Consider the following 10,843-nt stretch of genomic DNA (forward strand, 5'->3'; position numbering starts at 1 on the left):
ACCCCGATCATCTTAGATTTGTTTTCATTAAATTTAAGTTGACGTTTGCACAAAAAATTCTCCGAAGTATAATCATTGTAAATAATCAATTATACACGAGTTACTTTTAGTATTCTATCGCTTAAATGATAATATGGATAAATTTACATGATGGAATATTCAGAAATATTGAATGTAAATTTATTGACATTTTCACTGAATCATTGGTATGATTAAGAAATAAAACCTATTAGACAAGTAGGGATTGGGAGTGGAGAAATGACGAAGTTAGCGCAATCTGTATTGGATTTGATCGGAAATACACCAATCGTAAAATTAAACCGTGTAGGAAACCCTGAAGATGCTGAAGTATATGTAAAACTTGAATACTTTAATCCAGGGAGTAGTGTAAAGGATCGTATCGCAATGGCCATGATTCAAGCTGCTGAAAAAGAAGGTAAGTTAAAAGAAAATGGCACAATTATAGAGCCTACAAGTGGTAACACAGGGATTGGTCTTGCTATGATAGCGGCAGCAAAAGGCTATAATGCTGTATTAGTTATGCCTGATACTATGAGCTTAGAGCGTAGAAACCTACTTCGCGCTTACGGAGCGGACCTTGTATTAACTCCAGGTGCTGACGGTATGAAGGGTGCTATTGCAAAAGCGGAAGAGCTTGCAAAAGAAAATGGTTGGTTTATGCCCCAACAATTCAATAATGGAGCAAATCCAGAAATCCATCGCTTAACAACTGGTCCTGAAATCGTAGAGGCATTCGATCAATTAGATGGATTTGTATCAGGTATTGGTACTGGTGGAACAATTACAGGAGCAGGTGGAGTGTTAAAAGAAAACTTCCCAGGTATCCATATTGCTGCAGTAGAGCCAACTGATTCAAATATATTATCTGGTGGTAAACCAGGCCCTCATAAAATTCAAGGTATTGGTGCAGGATTTATACCAGAAGTTCTGGATACAAAGCTTTATGACTCAATCATTCAAGTAACGAATGACGATGCATATGCCACTTCTCGTGAAGTAGCAAAACTAGAAGGTATTCTTGGTGGAGTTTCTGCAGGTGCAGCAATTTATGCAGCCCTTCAACTTGCTAAAGAACTTGGAAAAGGGAAAAAGGTATTAGCGATTGTTCCGGATAATGGAGAGCGTTACTTAAGCACACCTTTATACAAATTCGAAGATTAATAACAAATAGGTAGAAAATATGAAGAGAGGGAGCAGTTAATGCTTCCTCTTTTTTTTGTATTTCTATTTTATAAATAGTTTCAATTATTTTCTTAGTGGCGAAAAGGAGTAGTTTCAAGTTAAGATGAAATCAAATCGTTTATAGGGGGATTTGAGAAAGTGAATATCAAACTAGAGACACATACCTTTCATATGACAAAGGAAACTTTTTTCTATGCTTATAAAATGTTAACAAAAGAGCAACCATATAACGTGTTTTTAGAGAGTGGCAGGGGTGGTCACTTATCTGTTGCAGCTTGGAATCCTATAGCTATAGCAAAGTCAGTAGAAAATGGCTTGCAGATTCATTGGAGAAGTGGAGAAAGGGAAGTTCGTGAAGGAGAGGCACTAGAGGAGTTAGAAAAACTAGTTTCTGAATATAAGTTGCCTTTTCAGCAAAATCTACCCGACTATCAAGGTGGAGCTATTGGTTTTATTAGTTATGATTATGCAAGGAAGATAGAAGTTTTACCGGATTTGGCTGAGAATGATTTACATATTCCAGATATCTATTTCCATCTATACGATTGTTGGGCAGTATTAGATATAAAAACAGAAGTGGTCACGTTAATGAAGCTCTCTACTTGTGATGTAGATTTAATGGAACTAAAGCAAGAGTATATGGAAGCTGCTGAAAAGGGAATGGATTTAAGGAAGTTTCATCCTGGTTCTGCAATGGAAGTAGCGGAAGACCCAGCTGAGTTAAAGGTGTCGGTTAGCTCAAGTGAGTTTGAATCTGCCGTATTGAAAGTTCAACAATACATAGCGCAAGGTGACGTTTTCCAGGTTAACTTATCTGTCAGACAATCGAAACAATTGAAAGTAAGTCCAATAGAGATGTATGAAGCATTGCGTGCATTCAACCCTTCTCCTTATATGGCTTATATACAAGCACCAGAGTTCTCAATTGTCTCAGGATCCCCCGAATTATTAGTAAAGAAAAAGGGGACTGAGTTATCTACTAGACCAATTGCTGGAACAAGACCACGGGGGAAAAGTGACTCGGAAGATATCTTGTTAGCAAATGAATTGATTGAAAATGAAAAAGAGCGTGCGGAGCATGTGATGCTTGTCGACTTGGAGCGAAATGACCTTGGCCGTGTTTCGTCCTATGGAACAGTGGAAGTGGATGAGTTTATGGTTATAGAAAAATACTCTCATGTGATGCATATTGTCTCTAATGTAAAAGGGACACTTCAATCTGGTACATCCAATAAAGAGATCATTCGTGCAATGTTCCCTGGAGGTACGATAACCGGTGCGCCTAAAATTCGGACGATGGAAATAATCGAAGAGCTAGAGCCAGTGCGTAGAGGGCTTTATACAGGGTCAATTGGGTGGTTAGGATTTTCCGGAGATTTAGAATTTAATATTGTAATACGCACTGCATTTATTCAAGATCGGATGGCTCATATACAAGCTGGTGCTGGCATTGTCATTGACTCGGTACCGAGCGCGGAATATGCGGAATCATTAAACAAAGCAAAAGCAGTGTGGCAGGCGAAGGCTATGGCAGAAGGAGGGTACAAATGATCTTAATGATTGATAACTATGATTCTTTTACTTATAATCTCGTTCAATATATAGGAGAGTTAGAAATTGAAGTAAAGGTGGTTCGTAATGACGAAATAACTATAGAGAATATTCTAGAACTGGACCCTCAAGTCATTGTTGTGTCGCCTGGACCATGTACACCAAATGAAGCTGGTATTAGTTTGGAGGTAATTACGTATTTTGCAGGGAAGATTCCTATTCTGGGTGTTTGTTTAGGTCACCAGGCTATTGGACAAGCATTTGGAGGGAAGGTTATACGTGCCGAACGATTGATGCATGGGAAAGTTTCTCCAGTTTTCCATGACGAAACTGGTGTGAATAGCGATATGCCAAATCCTTTTCAGGCGACAAGGTACCATTCCTTACTTGTGGAAAGAGAATCATTACCGGACTGTTTGGAGATTACCGCTTGGACAGAAGAAGGGGAAATAATGGGACTTCGTCATAAAAAGTATGCTGTAGAGGGAGTTCAATACCATCCGGAGTCAATCATGACCGAAGAGGGTAAAAAAATCATCCGTAACTTTGTTGAAACGTATAACTTTACCGCTAAGGAGAGTCATTAAATGGATGCATGGAAAGATGGAAGACTTTACCGCGCAGACGAACTAATGGTATCGGCATATGATCATGGCTTTTTATATGGACTTGGCTTTTTTGAAACGTTTCGTACATACAATGGAAAAGTTTTTTTATGGGATGCGCACTGGAATCGTTTATGCCGGGCACTTTCCGACTTCCGAATAGAGTTGCCCTATAAAGAACAGGAGCTAATTGCAGCGGTAGCAGCACTTACAGAAGCGAATCATGGGGAGGATGGCTATTTTCGGTTGAATATTTCGGCTGGTCCCCACGACATTGGTTTGCAACCTTCGTATTATAAGAAGCCGACAGTAATTTTATATCGTAAAGCATTGCAAATTGCACCTAGGGGCACAGAGAAATCTGCTATCTGGCTAGAGACAGTTAGAAATACTCCTGAAAGTGGTGTGCGTCATAAATCCCACCACTATGCGAATAACGTACAAGCTAGATTCGAGTTAGAGTCGCTAGCTTCTTGTGAAGGTTTTTTCCTAACGGTAGATGGATTTGTAGCAGAGGGAATAACATCGAACATTTTTTGGTCCACTAATGGGAAGTTGTATACTCCATCTTTACAAACGGGTATTTTAGCGGGTACGACACGTGAGTGGGTGAGAAACTGTTCTTTATTTGAAGTAGAAGAAGGTTTCTTCACAAAGGATGAATTAGAAAAGGCGGATGAAGTATTTATCACTAATGCGGTACAGGAAATAATACCGATTAAGCAATTGGGGAAAATCCAGTTTTGGGGTAATGCGGGACCAGTTTATAAGGCGTTACATGATAGCTATAAAAGATGCATACAGCAAGAAGGGATCGAATGATGAATTTACACAAAAATAGTGGCAAGTTTGAAGCTGGTGGAGTTGCGTTAGACTTTCAGAAGGAAACGATTGTGATGGGTATATTAAATATTACTCCTGACTCTTTTTCAGACGGTGGAAAGTTTAACGAAATAGAAACTGCTGTTGCAAGAGCGAAACAAATGGTTGCTGATGGTGCCAAAATAATAGATATTGGCGGTGAATCTACAAGACCTGGCTATACCCGTATTTCAGATGATGAGGAAATTGCTCGTGTTGTTCCTGTCATTCAAGCGATAAGAGCAGAAGTAAATACAGTAATCTCGATTGATACATATAAATCTGCAGTTGCAAAAGCTGCAGTACTTGCGGGTGCACATGTGATAAATGATATTTGGGGAGCTAAGAGAGACCCTGAAATAGCAAAAGTTGCAGCTGATCATGGAGTTCCGATAATATTGATGCACAATAGAGACAATGAAGAGTATACTGATTTCTGGTCAGAAGCAAAACAAGATTTAGAAGAGAGTATTCAAATAACGAAAGCAGCTGGAGTTCCAGACGAGCATATATGGTTGGATCCGGGTATTGGTTTCGCCAAATCAACTACTCAAAACATCTGGATGATACAGCATTTAAGTGATTTAGTTGAGATGGGTTACCCTGTATTATTGGCAACGTCTCGTAAACGATTAATCGGCAACGTTTTAAATCTTCCTGTCGATGAACGAATGGAAGGTACTGGAGCAACAGTTTGTTATGGTGTTCAAGTTGGGTGTCATTTGGTGCGAGTACATGATGTAAAAGAAATAACTCGTATGACGAAAATGATGGATGTATTGACTGGAAAAGTGAAATATAAGGAAAGTGAGGCGTAATATAAATGGATTACATACATTTGAATGACTTAGAATTTTACGGATTTCACGGAGCATTGCCAGAGGAAACAAAGTTAGGTCAAATATTTAGAGTAACCATCACGTTAGCATGTGATTTGAAAAAAGCGGGTGAAACCGACAATTTAGAGGAAACTGTAAACTATGCAGAGGTCTTTGAGCTATGCAAAGGAATAGTAGAAGGTAAACCGTATTTATTAATAGAAGCAGTTGCAGAAAAAGTCGCTACATCTATCTTACAAGAATATGCAGAGAAGGTTAGTGGCTGCCGTATCCAATTAGTAAAACCGAATCCCCCGATTGTTGGACATTATGCTTCTGTGGCCGTCGATATTACTAGAGGTACATTATGATGAATACTGTATTTATATCGCTAGGATCAAACATAGGAAATCGTTTGGAGTTCCTTCAGCAAGCAGTGCGGTTGTTGCAGCAAGTAGAAGGAGTGAATGTAGTCAAAGTATCTTCGGTTTATGAAACAGACCCGGTGGGGTATGAGGATCAGGCTGCATTTTTGAATATGGTAGTAGAGATTGAAACGTTATGTAGTCCACATGAAATATTAAAAAAGTGTAATGAGATAGAGGCACAATTAGGGCGAACTCGAGAAATCCATTGGGGCCCCCGAACTGTAGACCTTGACATTTTGTTGTATAATAAAGAGAATATGAAAACGGAGGACCTTATTATCCCACATCCACGGATGATGGAAAGAGGCTTCGTGCTTATACCACTTGTGGAATTACAAGCGGATTTAGTAGATCCGCAATCTAAGCAGTTAATAGCAGATGCTGCGCAAGTTCAGAAAGAAGGCGTCCATTTATGGAGAACATTCGATGGGGTCGGCGCATTCGTGCATTTCGTAGGTTAAAAATGGTGAAGCAGGTTGAACTTGCAAAAGAAATGGAAATGTCTGTGTCTATACTTGGTCAAATTGAGCAGGGTAAACGAATTCCGAGTGAGGAGCAATTAGAAAAGATTGCCTCTATACTTCATATACAAGTAGAAGAATTAAAAGGAGAAACAAAGGTAGGTGAACAATGATGGCAAATGCATCGACAAAACCATTTAAAATAGGTAATCACATAATGGATAATCGAGTAGTATTAGCACCAATGGCTGGTATTTGTAATTCAGCATTTCGATTGACTGTAAAGGAATTCGGAGCTGGCTTAGTATACGCTGAGATGATCTCGGATAAAGGGATTGTACAGAAAAACGAAAGAACCTTGAGTATGCTTTATATTGACGAGCGTGAAAATCCACTATCACTTCAGATTTTTGGTGGAGAAAAAGAAACTCTTGTAGAAGCAGCTAAGTATGTTGACCAAAACACGTCAGCGGATATCATTGATATCAATATGGGTTGTCCTGTAAACAAAATCATTAAATGTGAGGCCGGAGCTAGAATGCTTTTGGATCCTAACAAGATTTATGAAATGGTTGCAGCGGTAGTAGATAACGTTAAAAAACCAGTAAGTGTGAAAATGCGTACTGGTTGGGATGAAGAACATCTATATATGGTGGAAAATGCCCAAGCTATAGAACGCGCTGGCGGATCAGCAGTAGCTGTCCATGGTCGTACACGCGTCCAAATGTATGAAGGACATGCAAACTGGGATTTAATACGTCAAGTGAAAGAGGCAGTGAATATTCCTGTTATCGGAAATGGTGACGTAAATACACCTCAAGATGCAAAACGTATGCTAGATGAGACAGGTGTAGATGCAGTTATGATTGGTCGTGCTGCGCTAGGTGATCCGTGGATGATTTACCGTACAGTAGAGTACTTGGAATCGGGTCTGTTAAAACCAGAACCAACTGTACAAGAAAAGATGGACATATGCTTACTGCATTTTGAACGTTTAATGGACCTAAAAGGTGAAAATATTGCGGTTAGAGAAATGCGCAAACATGCATCTTGGTACTTAAAAGGTATTCGGGGCAATGGTATAGCAAGAAACAAGATTAATCAAACTGAATCTGCACAAGAGTTAAAAGACTATTTACGTTACTTTGCAGAAGAGTCTTCTAAAGAATATGAGGCTGCAGAATCTATCCTGATTTAATCGATAAACCAAAGGGCTGTCACTATAGGTGGCAGCTTTTTCCGTTTAAAACCATAATCAGAATAATAGAAAAAGTATTCTTATATTAGAAAAAGATGATTAGAATGCAGAAATTGTGTACAATAAATGCAACGTGAAAAAGTAATTACGGATAATAGATAGTGGAGGAGTGACGAACATGTCTAATATGGAAGAATTAAACGATCAACTTTTGGTGAGAAGACAAAAGATGGCTTCAATACAAGAAAAAGGGCTAGATGCTTTTGGTAGTAAATTCGTACGTTCACATTTAAGTAATGAAGTAGTTACTGAGTTTGATCAATTTACAAAAGAACAATTAGAAGAAACACTACATGAAGTGATTATTGCTGGTAGAATTATGACGAAGCGTGGAAAAGGAAAAGCAGGATTTGCGCATATTCAGGATCTTGGTGGCCAAATTCAAATTTATGTACGTAAAGATGCTATTGGTGATGACGCTTATGAGTTATTTAATACAGCTGATTTAGGAGATATAGTGGGTATACGTGGAAATGTATTCCGTACACAAGTTGGAGAGCTATCTGTAAAAGCAACTGAGTTCACATTCTTAACTAAATCTCTACGACCGATGCCGGAGAAATTCCATGGCTTAAAAGATGTCGAACAACGTTATCGTCAACGTTATTTAGATCTAATGACTAGTGAAGAAAGTAAAAATACATTTATAACGAGAAGTCGTATTATTCGTGCTATGCGTCGTTACTTAGATAACGAAGGCTACTTAGAGGTGGAAACACCAATGTTACATACAATAGCAGGTGGAGCAGCAGCTCGTCCCTTCATAACGCATCATAATGCGTTAGATATGGAATTATATATGCGTATCGCAATTGAATTACATTTAAAACGCCTTATCGTAGGTGGATTAGAGAAAGTCTATGAAATTGGTCGTGTATTCCGTAACGAAGGAGTATCTACACGCCATAACCCAGAGTTTACGATGATTGAATTGTATGAAGCTTATGCAGACTATAATGATATTATGAATCTAACGGAAAACTTAGTTGCTCATGTAGCGCAAGATGTTTTAGGGACAACTACGGTAACTTACGGGGAAGATCAGATTAATCTTGCGCCGGGTTGGAGACGTTGGCATATGGCTGATGCGGTAAAAGAAACTACGGGTGTTGACTTCTGGGCAGAGCTTACAAAGGAAGAGGCGCACGCTTTAGCTAAGGAGCACGGAGTAGATGTAAGACCATCTATGGAAGTAGGACATGTATTAAATGAATTCTTCGAACAAAAAGTAGAAGAAACACTGGTGCAACCGACATTTATCTTTGGTCACCCAGTAGAAGTATCACCACTTGCGAAGAAAAATCCAGAAGACGGCCGCTTTACTGATCGTTTTGAATTATTCATCGTCCGTCGTGAGCATGCGAATGCTTTTACAGAGTTAAATGATCCTATTGATCAACGTCAGCGCTTCGAAGCACAAATGGTAGAAAAAGAAGCTGGTAATGACGAAGCGCATGAAATGGATGAAGATTTCTTAGAAGCGCTTGAGTATGGAATGCCGCCAACAGGTGGTCTAGGTATTGGTATAGATAGATTAGTGATGTTATTAACTAACTCAGCCTCTATTCGCGATGTACTATTATTTCCGACAATGCGTCATAAAGATTAAGATAGATATTATAAAAAGCGAGTTACTACTATTAGTAGTGGCTCACTTTTTATATTTATACTATATATTGTGTGTAGAATAGTCGTTAGAAGTTTTTAAATAAAATTTAAGAAAACCACTTGTCAGAACGTTTTGCAGGTGGTATAGTTATCAAGTTGTCATTTTCATTAGTGACTTACACGAAAAACAAATTAAATAAAGTTGTTGACAACGATATCAGGATTTGATATGATATTAAAGTCGCCAAAACGACATTACAACAACATGAACATTGAAAACTGAACATGCAAAACGTTAAGAAACATAGCTTTCAACTAACTTGTTAGGATGATAGCAAAACAATTTTGGACATCATTTAATGATGATGCCAGCAAAACAAAATGAGCTTTTAAACTAGTTCTAATTTGTTCGCTTTCAATGTGCTCTGCATACTGGAAGTAAACTATTATGGAGAGTTTGATCCTGGCTCAGGACGAACGCTGGCGGCATGCCTAATACATGCAAGTCGAGCGAATGACGAAGAAGCTTGCTTCTTCTGATTTAGCGGCGGACGGGTGAGTAACACGTGGGCAACCTGCCCTGTAGATTGGGATAACTCCGGGAAACCGGGGCTAATACCGAATAATCCATTTCCTCACATGGGGAGATGTTAAAAGACGGTTTCGGCTGTCACTACAGGATGGGCCCGCGGCGCATTAGCTAGTTGGTGAGGTAACGGCTCACCAAGGCGACGATGCGTAGCCGACCTGAGAGGGTGATCGGCCACACTGGGACTGAGACACGGCCCAGACTCCTACGGGAGGCAGCAGTAGGGAATCTTCCACAATGGACGAAAGTCTGATGGAGCAATGCCGCGTGAGTGAAGAAGGTTTTCGGATCGTAAAACTCTGTTGTGAGGGAAGAACAAGTACGAGAGTAACTGCTCGTACCTTGACGGTACCTCATTAGAAAGCCACGGCTAACTACGTGCCAGCAGCCGCGGTAATACGTAGGTGGCAAGCGTTGTCCGGAATTATTGGGCGTAAAGCGCGCGCAGGCGGTCCTTTAAGTCTGATGTGAAATCCCACGGCTCAACCGTGGAAGGTCATTGGAAACTGGGGGACTTGAGTACAGAAGAGGAAAGCGGAATTCCAAGTGTAGCGGTGAAATGCGTAGAGATTTGGAGGAACACCAGTGGCGAAGGCGGCTTTCTGGTCTGTAACTGACGCTGAGGCGCGAAAGCGTGGGGAGCAAACAGGATTAGATACCCTGGTAGTCCACGCCGTAAACGATGAGTGCTAAGTGTTAGGGGGTTTCCGCCCCTTAGTGCTGCAGCTAACGCATTAAGCACTCCGCCTGGGGAGTACGGTCGCAAGACTGAAACTCAAAGGAATTGACGGGGGCCCGCACAAGCGGTGGAGCATGTGGTTTAATTCGAAGCAACGCGAAGAACCTTACCAGGTCTTGACATCCCGCTGACCGGCCTAGAGATAGGCTTTTCCCTTCGGGGACAGCGGTGACAGGTGGTGCATGGTTGTCGTCAGCTCGTGTCGTGAGATGTTGGGTTAAGTCCCGCAACGAGCGCAACCCTTGATCTTAGTTGCCAGCATTTAGTTGGGCACTCTAAGGTGACTGCCGGTGATAAACCGGAGGAAGGTGGGGATGACGTCAAATCATCATGCCCCTTATGACCTGGGCTACACACGTGCTACAATGGACGGTACAGAGGGTCGCAACCCCGCGAGGGTGAGCAAATCCCATAAAACCGTTCTCAGTTCGGATTGTAGGCTGCAACTCGCCTACATGAAGCCGGAATCGCTAGTAATCGTGGATCAGCATGCCACGGTGAATACGTTCCCGGGCCTTGTACACACCGCCCGTCACACCACGAGAGTTTGTAACACCCGAAGTCGGTGGGGTAACCCTTACGGGAGCCAGCCGCCGAAGGTGGGACAGATGATTGGGGTGAAGTCGTAACAAGGTAGCCGTATCGGAAGGTGCGGCTGGATCACCTCCTTTCTAAGGATAATATCGGAATACGAATCTTTATTCGTATCTTAACGTTTTGCA

Annotated in this window: 10 protein-coding genes and 1 rRNA gene; all 11 read left to right on the plus strand. The window is 40.8% G+C overall.

Translation table 11 applies throughout. From position 1 onward, the window contains the following. Positions 1-258: 258 nt before the first annotated feature. On the plus strand, positions 259-1,182 hold the full coding sequence (gene cysK, locus MHI40_RS00390; protein ID WP_093538658.1) for a cysteine synthase A: 924 nt from the start codon (positions 259-261) through the stop codon (positions 1,180-1,182). Between the two features lie 192 nt (positions 1,183-1,374). Further along, entirely contained in the window at positions 1,375-2,754 is a 1,380-nt protein-coding gene (locus MHI40_RS00395; protein ID WP_340764321.1) for an anthranilate synthase component I family protein, read from the plus strand. After that, on the plus strand, positions 2,751-3,341 hold the full coding sequence (gene pabA, locus MHI40_RS00400) for an aminodeoxychorismate/anthranilate synthase component II (protein WP_093538659.1): 591 nt from the start codon (positions 2,751-2,753) through the stop codon (positions 3,339-3,341). The genes MHI40_RS00395 and pabA overlap by 4 nt, the downstream gene beginning before the upstream one ends. After that, a complete protein-coding gene (gene pabC, locus MHI40_RS00405; protein WP_340761094.1) occupies positions 3,342-4,181 on the plus strand; it encodes an aminodeoxychorismate lyase in 840 nt (279 codons plus the stop codon). Beyond that, the gene (folP, locus tag MHI40_RS00410; RefSeq protein ID WP_340764323.1) at positions 4,181-5,038 is read left to right on the plus strand and encodes a dihydropteroate synthase; all 858 of its coding nucleotides are present in this window, start codon (positions 4,181-4,183) and stop codon (positions 5,036-5,038) included. The genes pabC and folP overlap by 1 nt, the downstream gene beginning before the upstream one ends. Before the next feature lie 5 nt (positions 5,039-5,043). Then, positions 5,044-5,409 carry a dihydroneopterin aldolase gene (gene folB / locus MHI40_RS00415; protein WP_093538661.1) on the plus strand — a complete coding sequence of 122 codons (366 nt, stop codon included), beginning with the start codon at positions 5,044-5,046 and terminating at the stop codon, positions 5,407-5,409. Next, positions 5,406-5,927: a 2-amino-4-hydroxy-6-hydroxymethyldihydropteridine diphosphokinase gene (folK, locus tag MHI40_RS00420; protein WP_340761095.1), complete on the plus strand. Its 522-nt coding sequence runs from the start codon at positions 5,406-5,408 to the stop codon at positions 5,925-5,927. The genes folB and folK overlap by 4 nt, the downstream gene beginning before the upstream one ends. Further along, positions 5,879-6,100: a helix-turn-helix domain-containing protein gene (locus tag MHI40_RS00425; RefSeq protein ID WP_093538663.1), complete on the plus strand. Its 222-nt coding sequence runs from the start codon at positions 5,879-5,881 to the stop codon at positions 6,098-6,100. Before folK ends, MHI40_RS00425 begins: the two co-directional genes overlap by 49 nt. Then, positions 6,100-7,125: a tRNA dihydrouridine synthase DusB gene (dusB, locus tag MHI40_RS00430; protein WP_340764325.1), complete on the plus strand. Its 1,026-nt coding sequence runs from the start codon at positions 6,100-6,102 to the stop codon at positions 7,123-7,125. Before MHI40_RS00425 ends, dusB begins: the two co-directional genes overlap by 1 nt. A 178-nt stretch (positions 7,126-7,303) precedes the next feature. After that, positions 7,304-8,794, plus strand: a complete 1,491-nt coding sequence (lysS, locus tag MHI40_RS00435; RefSeq protein WP_340761096.1) for a lysine--tRNA ligase — start codon at positions 7,304-7,306, stop codon at positions 8,792-8,794. 444 nt (positions 8,795-9,238) lie between these two features. Further along, positions 9,239-10,792 (plus strand): 16S ribosomal RNA (locus tag MHI40_RS00440). Positions 10,793-10,843: the final 51 nt, after the last annotated feature.

The organism is Psychrobacillus sp. FSL H8-0510, from assembly GCF_038008345.1.
Classification (GTDB): domain Bacteria; phylum Bacillota; class Bacilli; order Bacillales_A; family Planococcaceae; genus Psychrobacillus; species Psychrobacillus psychrotolerans.

Excerpts from the sequence above, each read along its gene's own strand:
- cysK (WP_093538658.1), top strand. The coding sequence starts at position 259 with ATGACGAAGTTAGCGCAATCTGTATTGGATTTGATCGGAAATACACCA.
- MHI40_RS00395 (WP_340764321.1), top strand. The coding sequence starts at position 1,375 with ATGACAAAGGAAACTTTTTTCTATGCTTATAAAATGTTAACAAAAGAG.
- pabA (WP_093538659.1), top strand. The coding sequence starts at position 2,751 with ATGATCTTAATGATTGATAACTATGATTCTTTTACTTATAATCTCGTT.
- pabC (WP_340761094.1), top strand. The coding sequence starts at position 3,342 with ATGGATGCATGGAAAGATGGAAGACTTTACCGCGCAGACGAACTAATG.
- folP (WP_340764323.1), top strand. The coding sequence starts at position 4,181 with ATGAATTTACACAAAAATAGTGGCAAGTTTGAAGCTGGTGGAGTTGCG.
- folB (WP_093538661.1), top strand. The coding sequence starts at position 5,044 with ATGGATTACATACATTTGAATGACTTAGAATTTTACGGATTTCACGGA.
- folK (WP_340761095.1), top strand. The coding sequence starts at position 5,406 with ATGATGAATACTGTATTTATATCGCTAGGATCAAACATAGGAAATCGT.
- MHI40_RS00425 (WP_093538663.1), top strand. The coding sequence starts at position 5,879 with ATGGAGAACATTCGATGGGGTCGGCGCATTCGTGCATTTCGTAGGTTA.
- dusB (WP_340764325.1), top strand. The coding sequence starts at position 6,100 with ATGGCAAATGCATCGACAAAACCATTTAAAATAGGTAATCACATAATG.
- lysS (WP_340761096.1), top strand. The coding sequence starts at position 7,304 with ATGTCTAATATGGAAGAATTAAACGATCAACTTTTGGTGAGAAGACAA.